The organism is Collinsella sp. AM29-10AC (assembly GCF_003469085.1).
In the GTDB taxonomy this organism is placed as follows: Bacteria; Actinomycetota; Coriobacteriia; order Coriobacteriales; family Coriobacteriaceae; genus Collinsella.
In genome coordinates, this window is sequence record NZ_QSKB01000035.1 from 1 (window position 1) to 20,659 (window position 20,659).

At 57.7% G+C, this 20,659-nt stretch carries 29 protein-coding genes; 1 reads left to right on the forward strand and 28 read right to left on the reverse strand.

The annotated features are described in order from the left end of the window. Positions 1 to 2,387 (reverse strand): hypothetical protein (locus tag DW754_RS09870; protein WP_147486955.1); only part of this gene is annotated, 2,387 nt, incomplete at its 3' end. A gap of 4 nt (positions 2,388 to 2,391) precedes the next feature. After that, on the reverse strand, positions 2,392 to 2,826 hold the full coding sequence (locus DW754_RS09875) for a hypothetical protein (protein ID WP_117759634.1): 435 nt from the start codon (positions 2,824 to 2,826) through the stop codon (positions 2,392 to 2,394). Positions 2,827 to 2,981: 155 nt separating this feature from the next. Between DW754_RS09875 and DW754_RS09880 the strand changes: the two genes are divergently transcribed. Next, positions 2,982 to 3,206, forward strand: a complete 225-nt coding sequence (locus DW754_RS09880) for a hypothetical protein (RefSeq protein WP_117759636.1) — start codon at positions 2,982 to 2,984, stop codon at positions 3,204 to 3,206. Positions 3,207 to 3,229: 23 nt separating this feature from the next. On the opposite strand, the gene DW754_RS09885 is transcribed toward DW754_RS09880, so the two are convergent. The 26 genes from DW754_RS09885 to DW754_RS11200 all read right to left on the reverse strand — a co-directional run. Beyond that, entirely contained in the window at positions 3,230 to 3,613 is a 384-nt protein-coding gene (locus DW754_RS09885) for a hypothetical protein (protein WP_147336395.1), read from the reverse strand. A 47-nt stretch (positions 3,614 to 3,660) separates the two neighbouring features. Beyond that, a complete protein-coding gene (locus tag DW754_RS09890; RefSeq protein ID WP_117759640.1) occupies positions 3,661 to 4,299 on the reverse strand; it encodes a DUF3846 domain-containing protein in 639 nt (212 codons plus the stop codon). Next, positions 4,296 to 5,495: a hypothetical protein gene (locus tag DW754_RS09895; protein WP_117759642.1), complete on the reverse strand. Its 1,200-nt coding sequence runs from the start codon at positions 5,493 to 5,495 to the stop codon at positions 4,296 to 4,298. Before DW754_RS09895 ends, DW754_RS09890 begins: the two co-directional genes overlap by 4 nt. Beyond that, positions 5,492 to 5,989, reverse strand: coding sequence for a hypothetical protein (locus DW754_RS09900; RefSeq protein ID WP_117759644.1), 498 nt, complete (start codon positions 5,987 to 5,989; stop codon positions 5,492 to 5,494). The genes DW754_RS09895 and DW754_RS09900 overlap by 4 nt, the downstream gene beginning before the upstream one ends. 10 nt (positions 5,990 to 5,999) lie before the next feature. Beyond that, positions 6,000 to 6,587 (reverse strand): hypothetical protein, encoded by a 588-nt coding sequence (locus DW754_RS09905; protein ID WP_117759645.1) that lies wholly within the window; start codon positions 6,585 to 6,587, stop codon positions 6,000 to 6,002. 150 nt (positions 6,588 to 6,737) lie between these two features. Continuing rightward, positions 6,738 to 7,247 (reverse strand): hypothetical protein, encoded by a 510-nt coding sequence (locus tag DW754_RS09910; protein WP_117759647.1) that lies wholly within the window; start codon positions 7,245 to 7,247, stop codon positions 6,738 to 6,740. A gap of 85 nt (positions 7,248 to 7,332) precedes the next feature. Next, on the reverse strand, positions 7,333 to 7,770 hold the full coding sequence (locus tag DW754_RS09915) for a hypothetical protein (RefSeq protein WP_117759649.1): 438 nt from the start codon (positions 7,768 to 7,770) through the stop codon (positions 7,333 to 7,335). Positions 7,771 to 7,772: 2 nt separating this feature from the next. Continuing rightward, on the reverse strand, positions 7,773 to 8,978 hold the full coding sequence (locus DW754_RS09920; RefSeq protein ID WP_117759651.1) for an ArdC family protein: 1,206 nt from the start codon (positions 8,976 to 8,978) through the stop codon (positions 7,773 to 7,775). A gap of 220 nt (positions 8,979 to 9,198) precedes the next feature. After that, the gene (locus tag DW754_RS09925) at positions 9,199 to 9,654 is read right to left on the reverse strand and encodes a hypothetical protein (RefSeq protein WP_147336396.1); all 456 of its coding nucleotides are present in this window, start codon (positions 9,652 to 9,654) and stop codon (positions 9,199 to 9,201) included. Between the two features lie 24 nt (positions 9,655 to 9,678). Continuing rightward, the gene (locus DW754_RS09930; protein WP_117759655.1) at positions 9,679 to 10,776 is read right to left on the reverse strand and encodes a hypothetical protein; all 1,098 of its coding nucleotides are present in this window, start codon (positions 10,774 to 10,776) and stop codon (positions 9,679 to 9,681) included. Between the two features lie 321 nt (positions 10,777 to 11,097). After that, positions 11,098 to 11,541 (reverse strand): DUF5684 domain-containing protein, encoded by a 444-nt coding sequence (locus tag DW754_RS09935; protein WP_117759657.1) that lies wholly within the window; start codon positions 11,539 to 11,541, stop codon positions 11,098 to 11,100. Between the two features lie 15 nt (positions 11,542 to 11,556). Then, a complete protein-coding gene (locus tag DW754_RS09940; protein ID WP_117759659.1) occupies positions 11,557 to 12,444 on the reverse strand; it encodes a type II secretion system F family protein in 888 nt (295 codons plus the stop codon). Between the two features lie 11 nt (positions 12,445 to 12,455). Then, positions 12,456 to 13,385, reverse strand: a complete 930-nt coding sequence (locus DW754_RS09945) for a type II secretion system F family protein (protein ID WP_117759660.1) — start codon at positions 13,383 to 13,385, stop codon at positions 12,456 to 12,458. Positions 13,386 to 13,387: 2 nt separating this feature from the next. After that, entirely contained in the window at positions 13,388 to 14,701 is a 1,314-nt protein-coding gene (locus DW754_RS09950; RefSeq protein ID WP_117759662.1) for a CpaF family protein, read from the reverse strand. Between the two features lie 2 nt (positions 14,702 to 14,703). After that, positions 14,704 to 15,591 (reverse strand): Flp pilus assembly protein CpaB, encoded by an 888-nt coding sequence (gene cpaB, locus DW754_RS09955; RefSeq protein WP_158561650.1) that lies wholly within the window; start codon positions 15,589 to 15,591, stop codon positions 14,704 to 14,706. Between the two features lie 54 nt (positions 15,592 to 15,645). Beyond that, positions 15,646 to 16,257: a hypothetical protein gene (locus tag DW754_RS09960; protein ID WP_117759666.1), complete on the reverse strand. Its 612-nt coding sequence runs from the start codon at positions 16,255 to 16,257 to the stop codon at positions 15,646 to 15,648. Then, positions 16,258 to 16,734, reverse strand: coding sequence for a TadE family protein (locus DW754_RS09965; protein ID WP_117759668.1), 477 nt, complete (start codon positions 16,732 to 16,734; stop codon positions 16,258 to 16,260). After that, on the reverse strand, positions 16,731 to 17,162 hold the full coding sequence (locus DW754_RS09970; protein WP_158561651.1) for a TadE family protein: 432 nt from the start codon (positions 17,160 to 17,162) through the stop codon (positions 16,731 to 16,733). Before DW754_RS09970 ends, DW754_RS09965 begins: the two co-directional genes overlap by 4 nt. A gap of 49 nt (positions 17,163 to 17,211) precedes the next feature. Then, positions 17,212 to 18,024, reverse strand: a complete 813-nt coding sequence (locus tag DW754_RS09975) for a prepilin peptidase (protein WP_117759672.1) — start codon at positions 18,022 to 18,024, stop codon at positions 17,212 to 17,214. A 90-nt stretch (positions 18,025 to 18,114) separates the two neighbouring features. Next, entirely contained in the window at positions 18,115 to 18,372 is a 258-nt protein-coding gene (locus DW754_RS09980) for a Flp family type IVb pilin (RefSeq protein WP_199411490.1), read from the reverse strand. 96 nt (positions 18,373 to 18,468) lie between these two features. Further along, positions 18,469 to 18,726, reverse strand: coding sequence for a Flp family type IVb pilin (locus DW754_RS09985; RefSeq protein ID WP_199411491.1), 258 nt, complete (start codon positions 18,724 to 18,726; stop codon positions 18,469 to 18,471). Between the two features lie 222 nt (positions 18,727 to 18,948). Continuing rightward, a complete protein-coding gene (locus tag DW754_RS11005; RefSeq protein WP_158557012.1) occupies positions 18,949 to 19,122 on the reverse strand; it encodes a hypothetical protein in 174 nt (57 codons plus the stop codon). A gap of 11 nt (positions 19,123 to 19,133) precedes the next feature. Beyond that, a complete protein-coding gene (locus DW754_RS09990) occupies positions 19,134 to 19,514 on the reverse strand; it encodes a helix-turn-helix domain-containing protein (protein ID WP_117759674.1) in 381 nt (126 codons plus the stop codon). 180 nt (positions 19,515 to 19,694) lie between these two features. Then, positions 19,695 to 19,910: a hypothetical protein gene (locus DW754_RS09995; protein ID WP_117759675.1), complete on the reverse strand. Its 216-nt coding sequence runs from the start codon at positions 19,908 to 19,910 to the stop codon at positions 19,695 to 19,697. A 12-nt stretch (positions 19,911 to 19,922) separates the two neighbouring features. After that, a complete protein-coding gene (locus DW754_RS10000) occupies positions 19,923 to 20,318 on the reverse strand; it encodes an HNH endonuclease (protein WP_117759677.1) in 396 nt (131 codons plus the stop codon). 155 nt (positions 20,319 to 20,473) lie between these two features. Continuing rightward, a partial coding sequence (locus DW754_RS11200) for a hypothetical protein (protein WP_233508934.1) occupies positions 20,474 to 20,659 on the reverse strand: 186 nt, incomplete at its 5' end.

The window sequence follows — 20,659 nt, forward strand, 5'->3', positions numbered from 1 at the left end:
AGCAGGCTCATGTCCTGCCCCTCGTCGCGCATGACCTGCTCGATGGCCGCGCGAGCGTCCGAGAAATCGCCTTGGCGCTCGCTCGTCCTGTAGTCGGTGTTGAGCTTGATGTAGACCGTGTGCACCTCCTGCGTATTGCCGAGGGTATCGACCAGCATAAAGTGGACGACGGACTGCAACCGAGTCGGAGGATTGGGCGGTTCGTCATCCTCAGTCTTCGGCATACCGCTACCGACCACGACGGTACCGAGCAGGCGGTCGCTCCAGAAACGTTTCTCATCTTCCGGTACGGTCGTGATGCCCATCATCGCCGCCGACCACAGCCAAACGGCATCATTGCCCTTGGAGATATCCTCGGCGATTTTAATCGTGTCATCGAAGGAAAACTCCTTGACCACGCGAGCCCCGCGCGGCTTGCGGATGAGATGCACGTTGAGGCCGCACATCTTTGCGGAACCAATGCTACCGCAAGACGGTGCCGCCGATCCATCGTTATCGGAATGACCGCAAGAATAGACGGTATCCGTCCACTTGCCGTCGAGCGGGATGGAACGATAGCACAGGTCATAGTTCTCGGCCAGCTCGCCGGTAAGCCAGATCTTGACCTCAGCGATAGGGGAGCCACAGATCTCCGCGCCATCCCGACCAGTCACCCAGACCGAGGAATCCCAAGCCCTAGCCGCGTAGCAGATCGAACCCGCGAATTGCGACCCCTCGACATGCAAGGCGAGGTTGTAGATGGAATGCCCACCGTGCGGATATCCGATATGGCGGTGTGCGGCGGCCTCGGTCTGCTTGCCCCAAGTAGATACCCAGCAGCCTGCCATGATGACCGCATCATCGTCATCGGGGATATCGACCACATCGCGGGTTACATACCAGCGATATATTGGCTGCGGCGGCAGCTCCTTGCGGTTCGCGACACTATGTATCCATCCGTTGGAAGACAGAGTAGGAGTTTCGTTAGAGTCAGGCATGAACCCGACACAGGTGACGCTATCGCCGATCTTGGCGGTCTTCTTACTGTTTTTCACATAGCCGCCGCATCGCGCCTCGATAAACTTAAACTGGCATTCTTCTGATCCCCCCCATACGCCGGGACACGCGGGACTCGAGATGCGCACGGCACCGCCGTCGCCCGATGTCCCCCAAGTGTCGAGACGCTGGCCGTCAGCATCGGAGGTGATGAAATAGCAGGTATGGTCTGTTTCGTTGCTGGCGGACGGCTCATGGTCGATCCACCAGGAGTTCTCTCGGCCTGATGCCTTTCGAATGTCCCAAATGACGGCACTGCCCGTCTCCATGTTGCCGTTTTTCCAAGACCTGTTCACATCAATATGACCGTTATTGTTGAGCGTCTGGACCAGCTTGGGGCTGATGAGGCTGGCGAGGGCGAACGTGAAGGTTCCCACGCCATCATCGAGATACGGCTTGAAAGCCCACATCTGATTGGCGCCGTCATAGTCGTGATAAAAGCACAGTCCGCGGCCGTTACCCGATTGGGCGAACGGCCGTCCATCGGCGCCATATCCGCCCTGTGTGACATCTACACGGGCATTTGGCAGGACAACCGGCACGAGCTTGAATACGCCGCCATAGAGCGTCACATCGTTTCCGATTTGAATCGCTTCGGTATGAAGGTTCATATCGCCCTTTTTAGGGGCTTCCTGCGTAGAAAAGACATCTTGACTCGGCCTAACGTTGTTATGCCAAACGTTGAAAACCTCACATTTAGCCCAGACATTGCGAGCGCGAGACTCTGCTTCACGGCGAATAAATGTCTCATACCTAGTTCCGGCATCCCAACCACGCCAAAGCCAGCCACCGCTATTCAAATGAGACAGTTCAGGATGTCCATCTGACCCATTATTGGTGAAATTACCTTGAAAGCTACCAATTGGGGTATCACTGGCAATATAGACGGAACCCCTGTTATCATCGCCATCGCTGGAGCCAAGCCAGTAGCCATGCCATTTATTCGATTCGCAATAGGAAGTGAAATAGAAATAGGGGCGAAACACGATATGGTCATATAGCTCGTTGGAGTAATCACACTCGACTGCCATGGCGAAGGCATAGCCCAGACGATCCCTATCATCGTTGTAAATCCTCCACAACGTCCATTGATTTGCATAGCCAAACAACCGATCATTGGAACCTTGGGTACGATCGGGATGAGTTAGAACGCCAGTATCAGTCGCATTGCCGAAGTACCGAGGCCAATCGGGATGATCCAAACCGATGCCTGCTAATGCTTCAGCTGTTTTCGGCGTCAGACCAGAAAGACCCATTCCCGCAACAGTTGCAAAAAGTGCAAAAAGCCCTCGGCGGGAGAAGCTGAAATTCAAAAGTCCTTTTTGATTTTGAGATGCCTTTTTCTGTTCCATGTCGTTAGTCCTTATACACAACGAAGCCGATAAGAAGCAGCGCGATGAGAGCCGAGATGCCGAAGGACAGGTAGTCATTTTGGGGTCGGCACAGATAACACGAGGCAAAGGAAAACAGGATTGCCCCATACGCTGGATTTTTACCAAATCGCCAACAAAAGAAGCTAAGCATGGCAACAAGAATAGGGAGGACAGTTACACGTCCTTCGGTGAATAGCCAGCCAATCGGCTCATGCCAAGAACCGGCAACTGCAATTCCTAAGATACGAGCCTGGATGATTGTCCACACCGCCTGAACCAGCGGAGCCGCCGCTAGACAGCACGCCGCGAACAGGATTCCGCTTCGTCCGATGCCGATACGCTTAAACAGGCTGTTGACGAACTCTTTAAGCGAACTGCGAGACTTCAAGCCATCGCTATCAGTTTTGTAATCATCCATCTAGGCGCTCCAATCACAGATTCCTTGACTCAATAAATGCTAACGGCGCCAATTTCGCCCCGCGCGGACTTGCCGCTGCGGCAACACCTGTGCCTTTCGCAACCTGCCGAAACTGCTAGAATGTGCTCGAAATAAGATTCACTTGGAGGAACTCGTTGGCTTACATCCTCATAGCGGTAATCGTCCTTTTGGCAATCGCCTATATCGTCTACCTAATCCTCGACCTCATGTCGCGCAGAAAGTTTGCCGAGCAATACGGCACATGGGAGCCAGACCTCGACCAGTACTATAGGCAGGAGCTCGAGAGGGAGCAGCAGGCCAAAGACGAGAAAATCTGCGAGATGCTAGAAGACCTGCTCCGAAAGCAGGGGATGATATAGGGGGCAGATCCCTGCAAATCCGCCTACCGGAAGCCTGGCTCCCTCACTAGCCCGACTGCCTCCGATAGCCCCGCCTCTACGCTTTTGGCTTCAAGAAATCCGTCTATTCCAATCTCATCTCGCTCGGTAACTTGATCTAGCCCCATCTCGGGGAAGTCCGCGCAGACCGCATCCTCATCCAATCCGAAAAACTCGATCCCTCGTGCGAACCGTCCCGTATGGTGCCAGGACTTATATTCGAGATAGGTATCGGCGAGCTGTGCCTTGGTCATCGACTCGATCTTAGAATCGTAGGCAAGGTCGAAATCATCGCAGTAATCCTTGATGGCAGAGATGATTGCCTTGCGCGTCCACTTCGACATCGGCATCTCGTTCGGCTCATATGCCGCTCGGGCGCGGACGCTCATGGAGGCACCTACGTACCCCGCCTGCCCGTAGCTCACCGCACTCATGGCTACCACTCCGTATTGTCGTACGAGTTCTGCCAGCTATCGTCGTACGAGTTGGAATATTCGTCCTCGAGACGTTGGTTGTACAGGGCGGCCTCGTCCTTCTTATAGCAGATGAACTCATCGATCTGCGAGGACTCGTTGTTCCACTCGTCCTGCTCCCTGAGCTTTGGGTCGGGTTTCATGCATTCCATATAGCCGAGCGCCGACACGCCCGAGTACGGGCCGCCGCGACCGCTGAACAAATCAACGACGTCCTGCACTTCCTTATCGGAAAGGGAGCATTCCATCCCCTCATACGGATCATAGCCCACGACGACGAAATCGCCGTACAGCACATCGGCTGGATCGCCCGCCACGACGGTCTTGCCAGTGAAAGGGGACTGAAGATCCTCGTCCGCCATCTCCTGGGTGGCCCAGATTGCACGGTTGGCGGGGCAAGCCACCAGCCCTTCAGCATTGACATAGACGCAGACCGCATCTCCCAAAGACTTGTCGGGCAGCTCTTGGGATACATTGACGGCCCGCTCGCCGACAATTCCCTTGAGTGCGGCGCCACAGCTCCCATTCTCATCGACCGGCAGCTCGACTTCGCGGCATTCGGCATTAACGGGAACCAGCACGGCGCGAATCGTATCCATCATCGTTCACCGCCCGCAAGAGCGCCGGCGCCGATAGTCCCGATACCCTCATTGACCATCTCCGCCTCATCGCCCTTCGCTTCAGCGAGGTTATCGAGACACAAATCCCCATCTGGCGCCCCTTGCGAGGCAATCATCTTCTCAGCGGACTCGATGATGGCGTCGATGTCATAGATCTCATGGTCATCGTTGTAGCAGAAGAGCTCCCCGACGCTGAGCTCGGGGTTGTTCACAACGACCTGCGCGAAGCGGTTCATATCGACAATTGGATCGTCCGAACCGAAATCATGCCAGGAATATTCACGGAAGCGCCCGTGAAGTTCATAATCGCACATGACGAGCTCGCCAGCATCGACCCCCTCCATTTCCGCTATGTCCTTGAGGGCGCCTTCGAGCTCGGCGGCATCCATCGGCAGTGTCAGCGGCAGGGAGATATTGAGTCCCAAATCGGCAGCTTCGCGATCCTCGGCATAGACAACGATACGGTCGGCCGCGAAATCGCGGTCACCCTCGAAAGCCGCCTGCTCGAGTTCATTCAAATCGAATTTCATCAAGTCGACCTCATTGGAGTTACGGTCGAAATAACCGCTATGCCCGAGACACACGTCCCCGCCAGCCGCCATCCTAGCACCCAGCGCCTCGGCAGGCACATTGCCGAGCAACTCGCCGATGTTCAAGAGGCTGGCCTTCGAGGCAGGGGAGAGACGATTGTCGTTCACGCACGACTCGAGCTCTTCGCTGGCTTGGTCGAGGAGCGTGAGGCCGTATGCCCGCCACAGGTCGCTGGGCAGCGGAGCCTCGCTATCGACAGCGACCGAATAGCCGCAAAACGGCATATCATCGGCCTGCATGATGACGTTGCCAACCATGAGCGGGTCGACCGGGACATCGAAGTTGTCGCAGTAGTCGCGCACGGCATCATAATCAAGGTCGGGATTGCGCTTGACGCACTCCGCCATGGCGTTGAGCGCTCGCAGGTCCACATGCTCGTCCTCGGCGAAGTGCAACTTGTCGAACTTGCCGGAAGTCCGAATATCCTCGATGGCATAGTCGTGCCTGCCGAAATAAGTCATCTTATCGATGACCTTTTGCAGTTTGTCAGGCGCCATCGGTAGGATAACGCTGTCATGCGGGGCGTAAGCGTAATAGGCCGCATCGCTCGCCGCGACGTCGACCCTGATGTTTGCGATCTTGCTCATCGTCCGCTCTCCTTATGCTCAAACTGCCCATCGCGGTCAGCCGTCCCCTCGACCAAAACCGCCTCGGCCTGCTTCTCATCGCAAAGGTCATCCAACCCGCGCTCGATGCCGTCCTTAATCGGCTCCAGGCGAAGCGTCGAACCGTTGATCTCGATTGGAGTGGCCGCCACGCGGCCGCCCTCGGGCATCTCCGCCTGACCGCTCGCGATGGCGATGCCCTGTGCGCAGGCATTCTCGATGCACATATGTCCGAACTCGTATGCGGACTCGTCAATGTCGATGCGGACGTTAGCCCTTGGAATCTCGAACCCCGCACTGCGCAGGGCGCACCGAATGGCGGCCTTTTCCTCGCATACGCGGGCAAGGCTGTGACCGACGGCCCCGCGTCCTTGAACTCCGGTAAAACTCATACGGGGCATGCTCGGATGCCCATCGATGTTGACGGAAACCTTTCCCTTACCCTCGATATAGAGGCTGCAAGACCCACCGTTCATATCGTTCTCCCTATTTTTCGTTTCCTAGACTGTCAAATTTCGTTTTCGATTCCAACGCGACTGACCTCATCACCGCCAGAGATAAGGTCGGCCTCCTCGCTTTTCGCGGTGCAGATATCATCCAGACCCTGTTCCCCTCGTTTGCCCTCGATATATCCCATCTCGAGTCCCGCGTTGAATGCGATTCCCGCGGCGAGATCGTCCCGTTCGATGCGCTGTTCTGCTTCCGCAAGACTAACGGCCACCTTCTCGAGGGCGGCAGCTTGAACTCCTGGTCGAAATATTCAATATCAGCTCGAGCTTGAGCTGCCGCACCAAGAGCGATAGCAGAACCGAGTATGAACTCAGAAGAAATCTTGCCGCCGCCGTAATCCTCGGCAGTCAATTGAGAATCGAGAACAGCAACATAATTCTCGATTATTTCGCTGCATCCGGAATCGGCATAGCAGTCGATGTTTTCGTATGCGAGTGCATATACCGGGCTACGGGTATCGCCTTTACGTTTATCCAGCTCGTTGTGGGCAATTTTGTTCACGAGCTCCATGTCCAGCTCGCCGAACTCATACAGCTCGGCAATGCTCGGCTTTACCTCTGACATAGCTACTCCATCTCTCTGATTACTTGATGTATCCCAGCGTACTTTTGAGGTCCCGCACACGCCGCAAGGGGGACGAAAGTAGCCTTCGCGCCAAAAGAAAAGGGGAGGGACGGCTATCCGTCCCTCCCCGCATCCAATGGCTATCGGCGATTAGCGCTGGACGTTCTGGGAGCTGCGGTCCTGAGAGCCGCTCTCGCGCTCATTGGCCTCAGCGGTCTTCTGCTCACACAGCTCATCGAGACCGGTCTCCTGCTCCTGGGAGCGGTCGTGGCTCTGGTGCTGCTCGCGGTACTCCGCACGGGCGGCCTCGACGGCATCGGAGAGCTTCTGCGGCTCCACGGACTCATCGTGGCGCTGACCGTCCTGATCGTACTTGAAGAGGCTCACATTGCGATCGGCATTGACGAAGACACCCGTGCCCTTGCCAGCCTCGATATCGGTCTTGTTCCACGGCTTCTGGAACGTGGTGAAGCTGAAGCCGGAGAGGTCCTTGCCATCGACCTTGGTGCCGCTCGGAAGGGTGCACTTGACGGCAGGCCAAGACTCGCCCTTGCCGTTGGAGATGGTGTACGGCTCGCCATTGGCCTTCTCGGCGGTCACCCATTTCGGGGGGAAATCGATACGGACCTTGCCCTTGTTCATGTTGTTCTGCTCGCTCATGGTTCCTCCATCACGCGAATTGATAACTTACTGACTAGCATGAAGCTCGAACTGCCAGAGTCACGGCAAGGGACGAAAGTAGCATCTACCTGGCGTGTGTGCCTGCATCGCACAGACCGTCCCCGTTGTGGCAGGCGTCATTCTCGCCGTATGTTTCAGCAAGCTCATCAAGGCATGTCTCCCTGCCGTGGGAAACGCAGCCTATATCCTTGACGCTCTTCACCTCAGCCTCGATTTGACCCCAAGCCACATCGTTGATGTCGTCATATCCACCCGAGTTCCAAAGGTTCTCGTTGGCGCTATCACGCACCTCGCGAGCCTCATCCATCGTAAGGTTCGGATATTCCTCCTTGATGTCATTGGCGGATATGGCGAGAAACACGTTGTCGATATCCATGCAGAGAACTTCGAATCGCTCCATCAGGTAATCTGCCGCCTCAGGTGAAGCCGCGCCATTGCGCAGAGCGTTGTCCAGCGCGACCTTAAGCTCGTCAAACGAATTGATATTCAGGCCATCGTTCATGTCTAACGCTCCTCCCCGCAGCGCGGCGTCATCGGCACCTCAACATCGCCGTTGGCGATGTCCGCTTCATCGCATTTGGACTCACACAGCTCATCGAGACTGAACTCACTGCCGTCCTGTTCGATTTCGAACTCACCGCCGCGCCCCATATCGACGTCGGCTACTGCCTCGGTAGCGAGTTCTGGGGACTTGAAGTAGTCCTTCCCGAGCTTCGGGATGAAGCAGTCTTTCACGAGGTAATCGGTCGCCTTGCTCGCCCGCGATGCGGCCTTCAGTAGCTCGCCGCCCGGATCCTTGAACTCCTGGGACCAACTCTTGAGGTAGGCGGCCGAGTTCGACATGGCATCAACCTCGTTGGCGGCAAGGGGTTTGTCGTCGTCGACGTTGCGGAGATCGAGACCGATGGCGTTCGCGGTGAACACGCTCGAGAGCTCGGCGATGAGTTCCTCGAAGGCGTACTTCTGTCGATCCTGCTTCAGTCCGCACTGTTCGCGGTTGTTTCTGCTCGGATGGCCCGTGGCGTGCCCCATCTCGTGGAGCAGCGTTCGGCAGAACGATTCGACGTTCGTGAACTGGTTGCGCTGCGGGACGTAAATCTTGTCTGCGCCCGGCAGGTAGAACGCCTCAGCGTTCGGTGTCTCGATTACGGGGCAGGGCGATGCCTTGACGATGCCGTCGGCCACGCGATCGGGCTCGATGGGCTTGAAGCATTCGACGGAGACGAGGTTTTCCGTATTCTCCATCTGCTCGGCGTTGAACACCGTGAACGTGCCGACGCAGCGCGGCTCTTCCTTATACTCGGGATTCGCGAGCGCGATTTTCCATTCTTCCTCGGTCTTGGGCTGTTTGAGTCGGGCCGTCGGATCCGTCTTGCTGACGAGCATGCGCTTCCAACGCTCGATAGGATAGCCATGCGATCCCTTGATGATGTGGCACCCCTTATCCGATGCCATTTTGAACGTGGCGAATCGCGGGTCCCTGAACCCGCCGTCCCTCATGGCGTACATGAGCATAGCGGTATTTCGCGGCCCATAACCCTTGCCGGTCACGCCGTTCATAGGCGGATGGGGGAACGACCACTCCTTGACCCATCGGGAACCCTCACGCTCCATATCCGCCAGAAGCGCATCGAATAGCGCCTGCCGTGCATCCGTCAGCTTCTCAGTCGGGCTCTTACCGGAATATTTGCCATAGGTTTTCTTGGCCATAGATAGCTCCCATTCACGCTCGGACAATCTATCTCGAACATAAACGCCTGCTACCTCTACACCCCACCTGGGGACACAAGTAGCCTGACCAACCTCGCTACGCCGCTACCCGGCTACCGGGCTACACGCCTACAAGGCTTTCCGCCATACACTTGGCAAAACAAACGGGGCGCTCTTAATGGCGCCCCGCAGCAAAGCAGCTTGTTATTATTCTAATCCCTTAGCGCTCATCATTGGACAAGCCACAATGCGCCCTTACCTCATCGATGCTGTAGGTCTCAAGCCTGCCAGCGCGATAGTCCTCAACCTTCTGCGCCATGAGCTCATCGAGCGATTCATCTTCAACCAAGCAGAGCGTCTGCTGGCATGCATCCGATGCCTGCGTGAGGAAGTAGTCGAAAGTTGCGCCCGTGAGTGCATGGAACACCTCGGCGATAGCCGAACGACCAGAAGTGTCCGAGTGCGTATAGACGTCCAACATGTCCATTACCGCATCGGTCGCGTTATCCCCGATCGATTCGAATGCCTCTTCGAATACCGTGTCTGCACCTACTACTTCCTTCGCATCCAGATCCTTAATCTTGTCCATGTATTCCGAAACTTGCTCGACCATCCCATCGCGCCACTCATCGACACTGGTGGTGTTCGTTCCGGCACGGTCACTCTCTATAGACATAGTTTCCTCCTCGATGATTCGCATTTAACGGTCCACGTTGTCCAGATTGACCTCAAGGCTCATCTCGCCATCGTCCGCAACCTCGACCGCCTGCGCCATAAGGTCATCAATCGACTCGCTGCTATCGCACTTGCCTTGGACATCTGGACAGCTAGGAGAGTCATGAGTAAGCGACTCCCTCAACTCGCCATACAGACCGTTTTGGACAACAAGAGCTACTTCGCGCCCGCTGTCGCGAGGGCTCTCGCGCTGGAAGTAGTTCATAACATCCATCATCTCGCCATCAGTGAGAGACCTGTCACAAGCGCGGTCGGGATTGAAACCATTGACGACGATATTTCCGTAAAGCACGGACATGGGCAGGCCTGCGACCACGGGTTTGCCATCGATTGAAGAACGGCAGCCTTCTTTTTCCATGCTCTCGGTTGCGTAGAAGGCACGATTAGGTTGACAGTTAGACTGAGGGACGGAAAGAGACCTATTAGGAGAGATAGTCCTACCATTGACGTATATCGAGACATTGAATGGAAAGACATCCAACGGCACGATTCCCTTGCCCCTATCGCAGGGCATGTTTCCCGTAGCCTCGTTGAAGAAACCTCCAACGTGATTCATAATGTCTTGCCCGCTGTCGATTCCAATGGCAACGGGATCGGAGCCCACAGGCACAAGTACGGCGCGGAATTTCCCAGATGCTATTACCGTGTCCCCAGTTTCGAGCTCGGGGATATCTCCACCGAGAAATTCCTCGATTTCAGCGCGACATGCCTCCGCGTTGCCCGCGTAAGTCAAATCGACGGGCGCATAGCGGGCAAATAGCCGTACGACCGTACTGGGCAACTTATCCCCGAGCATTTGCTCGAATTGCCTGAACCCATCAAGGTCGTTATCTTCGAATAGCTCACCTGCGGATTTCAAGAGCGTCTCCACCGAAACGCCGTTCAACTCAGTTTCAAGGCTGAGCTTTTTCGGTACCTCCATGGTGAGGCTGCGCCAGCCGCCGGCAGAAGCAGAAGGCCACGCCATCGCAACGCGAACCGACTCGCCGCAATCCACCTGATATCCGATACCAGGGTATTGGTCTCCGCAGATAGAGGGGATTTTAGTGATTTGAGAACCCATCCGGCTCATCTCCTAAATCAAGGGGATTCATTTCCTTCCTCGATTCTCAAGCCCCGCCCATTACTCAACTCCGAACGGGACACAAGTAGAACCCGCCCATCTTTCATCAAGATAATTTGCCCATTTCCTTGACATCAGAAAGATGTTTAACGCAGACAACCGCTTATTGCCGTGCAACACCTAGTCCACCTAGCTACACCGCTACAGGGCTACAACCCTACAGGGCTACACGCAACTATCTAGCATCCACCCAGCCAAACAAAAGGGGCGCCCAAAATGGCGCCCCGCGGCACAGCTACTTGTTATTATCCCTCTTAACCCCTAGAACTCATCGTCCGAATCGCTATCCAGATCGACAGGCTCGCTGGAACCAAACCCGAGTATCGTCCAGAAGATGAACCCAGCGATGGCAAGCCCGATCGTGTAGCCGGTCTCCTTTCCGAAAGCATGGGACAGGTCGTTAAGCACGATGATATTCATCACGAGCTGAACCAATGCAAGCACCCAGCTAAGCATATCGACCCAGCAAAACACCCACGAGCAGATAAGCACGATAAGGTACGCCATGAGAAACGTCCTTGTACCGTCGCCGCGATGCACGCGCTCGCACAGCTTGTAGTCGGCATAGACCGGGACAATCGAATACCAACCGGGCATCCCGAGCTTCCCATAGACCTTCCATTTGCCGGCAATGGGCACGAGCCAGATAAACGCCAGCAAGACAACGAGAAGACCGAGCAGGGCCGACTCGATAGCATCGAGCATCTGAAACCCCCTTTCCTACAGGCTGCCCATAGCCAGGATAGCCGACATGGCTGCAGGCGACAGAAGCACGCCGAACAGGGCGGGGAAGATCAGGAAGATGATCGGGATGAGCATCTTGGTGCCGATCTTGTTGATTTCCTCCTCCAGCTTCTGCCTGCGATACGTGCGCACCGTCTGCGCTTGGTTCTCGAGCACCTCGACGAACTCGGCTCCGGTCTGTCGCGCCTGGATAAGCGAGGCCACGAAGATGGTGAGCGGCTGCACGCCGGCATTAGAGGCGAACTGCTTGAGCGCATCGGTGATATCCATGAAGCGGGCGTTGGCCAGTACGTCGCGGAAGCCCTCGGCAAGCGCTCCCTCGGAGTTCTCGGCCACCGTGCGCACGGCATCGTCGAACGTTGAGCCTGCGGCCATCGAGATGGACATGAGGTCAAGGGCATTGGGCAGCTCGCGCTCGATGTTATTGCGCCATTCGCGGCGCTTCTGGAGCAGGTAGAGCTCGGGCAGGATATACCCGACCATGCCGCCCAGACCGCCAGCCGCAACGGTCGCAAGTCCGTTCAGCTTGGTGCCGATAAGCACGCCGACCATGATGCCGACGGCGATGCAGATGATCTTGGAGGCCCAGAACATCAGCGCCGAGATTTTAAGGCCCGAGCGTTTGATTGCATCTCGCTGGCGCTCCTCCTGTTCACGCGACATGGCACCGAAGAGGGCAGACCCCTGGAACGGCTGGCCGAACTTGAAGCGGTCCTGCATCTCCTCGCTGCGCTGCTTGAGCGTCTTCTGATTGAGGTTGCGCACCTCGATGCCGAATTTCTTCTGCACCGCCAGCGTGGTGCTGAGACCCGCCGCGAGCGACCCCGCGCCGATAAGGCCGATAGTTGTTCCGTCTACGATCATATGAAGCACTCCTAGTCGGTCTTGATGTCGAGCATCTTGTTGGCGATGAAATAGCCGAGGATCTCGAGCAGGGCGCAGATGCAAATGACGACCAGTCCCATGGCGCTCGAATAGAACTCGCGGTACATGTCGTTGCCGATATAGAAGACAAGTCCCAGCGCGGGCGGCACGCAGACCATGAGGATGGCCGTGAAGCGAGCCTGCGAGGTGCGGGAACGGACCATCTGGCGCATCTCGCAGCGCTGCTGGATGGTGCTGCCCACCGAGTCGACGATATCCGCCAGCGAGCCGCCGGTACGCATCTGGGCGCGGACAGCCGAGGCGAACAGCTTGAGGTCGGCGGAATTATTTCGCTCGGCCAACTTGTCGAGCGCCTTGTCCACGGGCATGCCGCGGTCCATGTCACGGCGGAGCTGTTCGAACTCGCTCTTGATGGGCTCGTCCATGTTCTCCGCGACGGGGCGGATTGCCTGCGACAGCATCGCGCCGCCGCGAAGGTTTGCCGAGATGAGCGGCATGGTCTGACCCAGAAGCTCCTCGAATCGCTTCTCGCTGTGCTTCTTCTTGGCAGACAGGAAGAACAGCGGCAGGAATGCCCCGAGGGCCGCGAGCAGCATGACGGCGGCCGCGTTCATGCCCATGACGATGCCGAGCAGGGGCGGCACCGCAGTGCAGGCCGCCCAGATGCTCATGAACTCGTTCAAGGAGAACTTCACGCCGCTGCCCTCGATATGCTGGCGTGCGACCTCACGGAGTTCGACGAGGATGCTGGAATGCTTCTTCTTGGAAACCTCTTCGCCCTCATGGTAGACGTTGCGGCGCTCGGAGAGGACGCGCAGCTGCCTGGAGACGAGAAGCGCCATGACGCACAGCGTCAGCACCGCGATGATCAGGACGTACGTGACGCCGTAGAAAAAATAGCTGACCAGAGTTTGGTTCATGGCTACCACAACCCTCCGTTGTCGAACCAGCTGGGCTTAATCTCGACACCGTTGGAGTAGAAGCGCTCCTTATGGTCCTCGGAGACGATGCGCGAGCCGGTGGGGCGGAACTCCCCCTTGATGCGGCCGTTGGAATCGACGCCCGTTTTCTGGAACTTCATGATGGAGCCGACGGTAGGCACATTGCCCTGCATGCCGCAGACCTCGCAGATGTTGTTGACGCGGCGGCTGCCATCGGGGAGGCGCTTGATCTCGACCACGAAGTCCACCGCCTCGGTGATGATCTTCATGATGGCATCGGGGGGCATGTTCGCGCCCGCGCGGCTCATCTGCACGAGGTTTTGCAGGCGGTCGAGGGCGGCACGCGGATTGTTCGCGTGCGTGGTCGTGAGCGAGCCGTCATGGCCCGAGTTCATGGCCTGGAGCATGTCGAACGCTTCCGGTCCTCGGCACTCGCCGACGACGATGCGGTCGGGGCGCTGGCGCAGCGTGTTGATGACCAGCTGCTGGAGCGTGATCTCGCCCTTGCCCTCGTTGTTGGCGGGGCGGGACTGGAGCGACAGGACGTGGCTCTTCGCCAAGTTGAGCTCGGCGGTGTCCTCGACCGTGATGATGCGTTGGCCGTCGGGGATGAAGTTGGAGAGCGCGTTGAGCAGTGTGGTCTTGCCCGAACCGGTGCCGCCCTCGATGACGATGTTCATGCGTGCGAGGACGAGTGCCTGCAGGAAGTCCGCCATGTTTTCGTCCATGGATCCGTTGGCGATAAGCGATTCGGGCGTGAGGGCGTCGTTGCGGAACTTACGGACGTCGAGCGTCCAATGTTTTGCGATACCGAAGGCCACGGCGTTGACGCGGCTGCCGTCGAACGGCGCCCCCGTGCGATGCAGCATGCAGTCGCAAAGCGGGCTCTGGTTGTCGCACCTGCGCCCGTCCGAGGAGACGATTCGTGCGATAGTTCTCTGGACATGCTCCTCATCGAAGAAATGTACGCCCGAGGGCGTGATTTTGCCGCGCCGCTCGACCATGACCTGATCGGGCGAGTTGACCATGATTTCCGACACTTCCGGGTCCCAGAGCAACTCCTCGATGGGGCCGAGCTGGAACAGGTCGTCTACGACGAACTTGGCCGCCTGGCGCTTCACGTCCTCATCCGCGTCCTCGAAGGCCGGCGAGCGGCTGACGTATGCGAGGGCGCGGTCTTGCAGGCGCTCGATGCCGTCGGACACCTCTCCGACGAGGGCCACCTGATTTTGCAGGTCGTTGGCGCATCGCGACATGACCTCGGCGACGGCGTTGTCGTACATCTTATCGAGCATGTTTACTCCTCAGCCGGGGTATCATCTGCGTCCACGACGGGCGCGGTGCCGGAATCGCTATCACTCTGCGCATCGAGGGCATCGGGGTCGGAATCGTCCTTCGGGTTCTCACTGAGCGGCTGGGCGGCGAGGCTGATGGAATCGGCGGTGCCGATTTCAGAGAGTTGCTCGGGCGTCAGCTCAAGGGTGACGGTCGAGTAGCCGGCGCTCTGAGAGGAGCCGTCGGAACTCTGGAGCGTGGCGTCGGTTGCGAGGACCTTGACGTTCTGGTAGGCGACGGTCTGCTGCGTGGAGCCGTTGCCGGACTTGAAGGTCGCGGTCACGGTGACATAGTCGCCCGGCTTGAGCAGCGGCGACATGCTGGCGGCGGCATCCAGCGAGAAGGTTCGCGCGACATGGCCGGAAGCGAGCGCGAGCGAGATGGACGACGGATTGGACGAACCCTGCACGGTGCCCATGGAAATCGGCACGCCGGCCGACAAGTCGCCGACGGGAGCCTTGCCGATAAGATCGGACTTGCTCGACCCATCGGCCGCATCGGCAGGCACGTAGCGCTTGGGCACTTGCGCCTCCTCGAGCATGTCGGCGGTGATGGGGGTTCCCGCCTTGATGGTCTCCTTGGGAACGACGATTTCGATCATGTCCGCCTGGCTTTTTGCGACCGTATCCTGGGCTACGGTGAACTCCACGGCCGCAAATGCCAGCGAGCCGACCGCGACCGCAGCGCACGCACCGCAGAGCCAAGAGAGCTGGCGGCGGCGTTTCTCGGGCGTCACGATTTTTGCCGCAGGGTCCTTCTCCCTCTTGCGACCGAACGCGGGAAATCCCTTTTTCTTGACCTCCTCGCCCTCCATAGGCTCAATGGGATCCTTATCCTTCTTGTTGAACATGGTGTTCCTTTCCGGCGGCGCGAGCGCCTGTATCATCGCTTATGGCTCCGGCACTCACGAGAGTTCCGCGAGTCCCTTGTTAATTGCATCGTTCAGCGCATCGGAGATATCCGAGGCCATGCTGAGCGTCGTATAGGTTTCCTGACCCACCGACTTGTCTGCGGACTTGACCAGCCTGCAGCCATGGCCGGCGGAGTTCTGCCGCCAAACCTCGGTAGATGAATACGGGTTGATGGTGAACGTGATGGTGTTCTTGACGGGGACCGAGGCGAACCCGAACGTCTGGGCGAAAACGCACCTGTACGTGCCGGTAACCGAGACCTCGACTCCGATAAGCCTGTTCATGCTGCCGGTCTTGGTTTCTGGTACCTCCCACGAGGTCACGGAGACCTCTGAGCTGCTGAGGTCGCGAAGGTTCTCCGTCAGGGATGAATAGATGATCTCGTCGAGGGCGCGGGTCGAATCCGTGGCATTGAACTTGATTTCGTTGCTGCGCGAAAGGGCTGATTCCTTGGCGATTTCAATCGCATCGTTTTGCCGCTGCGATTTCCACCAAGCGCCCGACGCATCGATCGCCAACCCCAGCACCATTACGAGGACGGCGGCGACTAGGACGAACATCACGAGCGCCTGCCCGCGTGTGCTTTCCTTGCCGAATCGTTCCATCTATGCCACCTCCCAACGGCGCTCGACGGTGAAGCTCTGCCTGACGGATCTCCGGTAGGGGATACCGCCGGCACCCGCAAATCCGATACCTCGACCCAGGTGGACGGTGATATCGGCGCTGATGTCGAGATAGCTGGCGGTCGTCGTCTTCAGCTCGCTTCCGAGCTGAACTGCAGTGCTGTTGCCGAGGTCGGTGCTGCCTTTGTCCTCGAGATGGATCTCGGCGGAGTTGACCTCGATATCGTCCTCGGAAAGCCCCGAGGCGGCCGCGACGCAGCTCTTCACGACCCGCTTGGCATCCATAGACTCCCAACCGCTGGGGAGCTCGTCTGCCATATGCGATACCTGGTAGTCGAACGAGGACTTCTGGAAGGTGATGAAGCCGAAGCACAGCACGGCCATCATCAAAAGGATGAGCCAGATGCCCGCAAAGGCGAACTCTACGGTCGTCTGGCCGCGAAGCTGATGGAATCTCATCGCAGCACACCTTCTTCCGAGGAGCTGCCCACCACGGTTGCCGTGGCGGTGGCGGTATTCCCCTCGCCGAAAAGCGAGGGCAGAAAGGTCTTAATGGTCTTCTTACAGGTGAACGCCTTGCTTTTCGTAACGGTCTTCACGTCCGCAGTCTTCCAGCCGCTGGATTGCTTGACGCGCATCGTATAGTTACTCTCCGCAGTGCCGGCGTCCTCCGTGCTGAAGGAGAACTCGATGCCTTCGGTTCCCTTGACGCAAGCGAGTACATGGGCCTTGACATCGGCATCGGATGCATCGGGCCGCTTCGTGTAGAACGTGGCCGCCTCGGTGGCGGCCGTACGCACGCACATGGCGCTGCGGTAGTAGGCCGACCCGTCGAGCAGTGCGAACAGCATGACGATGAGCAACGGGGCGCACAGGACGAACTCCACGAGGGACTGCCCTTTAAATCGATGGCTATTTGAATATCGTTTCATGGCATCACGCAGCTAATACGAAGGCGAGGGCGGGAAGAAAGGCGAGGGGAGCGAAGGGCAAAGCCGTGTCCGATTTCCTGATCTTGAGGACGGCAAGCGTGGCGCTACATTCGGCGAGCAGGGTAAGGCACCCAGCCAAAAGCGCAGAAGAGCTATACGTCGCCGAAGCTCCAACGGCTCCGAGCAACAGGACATCGCCCAAGCCGAAAGCCTCTTTTCCGCAAACCAATTTCGCACCGCCGGCGGCGAGGTACAGCACCGCGCTAAGGCAAAGCCCTTGGGCGATCCTTTGCGGGATATCCGCACCGCCGCCCATGAGAAGTCCGAAGAGGGCGAGGAAGCCGATGGAGTAGAGGTCGATACGGCGGTACCTGAAATCATTGACGCAGATACTGATGAACGTGGCGATCCAAAAGCCGAAGGCGGGCTCTGTCAAGGCGCTGGCGATGGCACCGGCGGCGACGCCGCCGACAAGGCCGACTCCCAGCAGCCAATCCGAGCAGCCCGTATCGAATCGGCCGTCTTCGCGGCCGCCCCAGAACTTATAGGACTTCTCGATACCTACGAGGTCTTCATCGCTGAAATCGCAGGCGGAGCGGGCGGCGCGGGCGACAGAAGGGCTGACGAGCCCCTTGAACGCCCCGTCGCGGATCTCCTCGACCCACTCGGCGTCCGTCTCAAGACCGTTCTCGATGGCATGGATCTGTGCGGTATCGACTTCCTCGGCATCACGCTTCTTCGCCGCGAGCGAGAAGATGGCTCCGGCAAGGATGAACACCGCGCCGATACCTCCTATTACTCCATTGATTGCGGTCATAGGGTCTCCTGTCGGTCTCTGTCTAAAAAGAAAAGGCACCGGCCGTCTTTGGGAAACGGATGGTGCCGAATAACACAAGCAGCTCAGCCACTAGGCACCGAAACCGGTACCGGTACCGGTGTTCAAGGTCTCGGAAATCTTGGTGAACTGATTGCGGATGGCGCCTGCGACGGCGGGGCCGGCGAAGACGACGACGAGCGAGATGACGGCGATGATCAGGACGTACTCGATGAGGCCCTGACCGGACAGCTCGCCGGCACGGGCGGCGCGGAAGTCACGCACGAGCTTGTTCTTGAGCTGGTTCTTGGCGACCACGGCGCGGGCGCAGGCGGAGTTGACGAAATCCATTGGAGTGTTCCTCTCTAGCGGAAATACACAGAGCAAATCTGCCTGACGGGCTTGACGGTCTGTCTCACCCATCAGGCAGAAACGAAGTCTTGGCGACTAGGCACCGAAACCGGAGGTGGTACCGGTGGTCAGGGTGGTGGCAATCTTGTTGAACTGATTGCGGATGGCACCTGCTACGGCGGGGCCGGCGAAGACGACGACGAGCGAGATGACGGCGATGATCAGGACGTACTCGATGAGGCCCTGACCGGACAGCTCGCCGGCACGGGCGGCGCGGAAGTCACGCACGAGCTTGTTCTTGAGCTGGTTCTTGGCGACCACGGCGTGGGCGCAGGCGGAGTTGACGAATTCCATTGGATGAATCCTCTCAGTTGAGAACGATAGAAGGCGAGGGGCGCGCTCCCTCGGCGAACATAATCGGACTCCGTCAAGTGAGAAATTATGTCGTGCCGCTGCGGCAATCACATTCCTTCATAACTTGGTGGTTTTTAGAGAACCGCCAGAAAGGGGAGCCAATAAAAAACGGTCGACTGTATCGGCCGACCGTTAAAACACTGTTATTGGAATCATCTCGCGCTATTCTGGCTTAATGCCTTTCCCCTTGTCGCGCGACTCGAGAAATGCCTTCATGAGCGACTTGGCGCTTGCCAAATCCGAGCAGATGCCGACGAGCGGGCAATCGTTCGGCTCTCGCTTGATGGAGATATATGGCAGGCCTTCCTTATTGACCAGCACGAAATACTTCTTCACGAAATCGCTTCCTATTTATAGAGGTTGATGCCATCAGGTTCGAGGTCGCGCTCATCATTCGAACGAGACGCATCGACCTTGTTCCCTTGCTTTGCCTGGACTGAACCCGCAAATTCCTTACGCGGGCGATGTGCAGGTGGCCTGAACTCGTCAAGCGAGACGTCGAGCACCGTGGCGATCCTCTCGATATTCTCGAAGGAGGTCATTCTGCGACCCGTCAGTAGGCGAGTGATAATGTTCTTGGATACTCCAGAGGCCTCCGAGAGCGAACTCTGGTTCAGACCCTTTTTTCGCATGATTCGCCAGATGCGGACACCGAGTTCCTTGTCCCCGGATTCGATGTCACGTCCTGCGATTTGTTCCCTGCGGGTTACGTCCTTGTAAGTATTCATAAGTAGCCGCCCGTTGAGTTGAGATTTTGTACAAGCCAAAACTTAACCCAGCCGACCGTAAAACTTAAGTAGGGTCATTCTGACCCCCGTTCAATATGATTCCGCCCGTCCCGAAGATAGCATCAGAGCAGAATCAACATACCGTACGATTAGAAACAGATTTGTAGCGGCAGACCCCACCTACAGCGTCCAGTCGAACCCGTTCTTGCCGATCGTCTGGCGCATGTTACCGATTTGCATCTCGGTATGGGTGCCGTTCCCATCGATGACGGTGTTCATGCCTCCAAACCCCGGGATGACCGTCTTGACGTCTCCCGTGGTAAGGTCGATCCTCTGGTGGCCGAATTGCCGTTCGAGATGCAGTTTGCCGTCCGAGCCGATTACCGTTTGATACATAATCCGATTCTCCTATTCAACGTACTTGTTTCCCTTGCCGCAGTTGCAGTCCTCGCAAAGGGTCTGGAGGTTGTCCATAACCGACTTACCGCCGCGCGAGACGGGGACGATATGGTCGACGTGCAACTTGACCCCGTCGGCGCTACCGCGTCCGCACCTTACACACTTGAACCCGTCGCGGCGCAGGACGTCATATCGTATGGCTCGGGTAACCTTCGCATGCTCGGCATCGTTCGCCATGCGGCGGTCTTGGTACTCCTGTCGCCGCTTCTCCCGCTTTTTCTCACGCTCACGCTCCCGCTGGGCCTTCTTATGCTCGCGCCAGAACATATCGAACACGGTCTCTATGCCAAACAGGACAATAGCAAGCGTAAAGAACGGCATCATGGCATCGATGACTTGATCCATACCTACCCCTTCAGTATGTTGATGATCTTCTATGCCAAACATACCGAACCCCAATGCCTGCCAATAACGTACTGCCGCTGCGGCAACGGCGGGGGGATGTCGAAAAGAAAAGCTCACGCGGGATTGCGCAGGCTTTTCAATAGATGCAGATGGATTTAGAAGGAGAAAGCGGGACAGACGCAATACGAGCCCGCCGCAACGCGGCCGGCCGACGGATCGCCGTCGGCACTGACAAGGAGGAAGGCGTAGGAGCGGTACGGACTCACCGATCGCTCCCACCAAAGGCTGCCAATGCCAAGACAAGAGTTGCCCGAATAGTTGTTCGTTACCTTGCCCTGGAA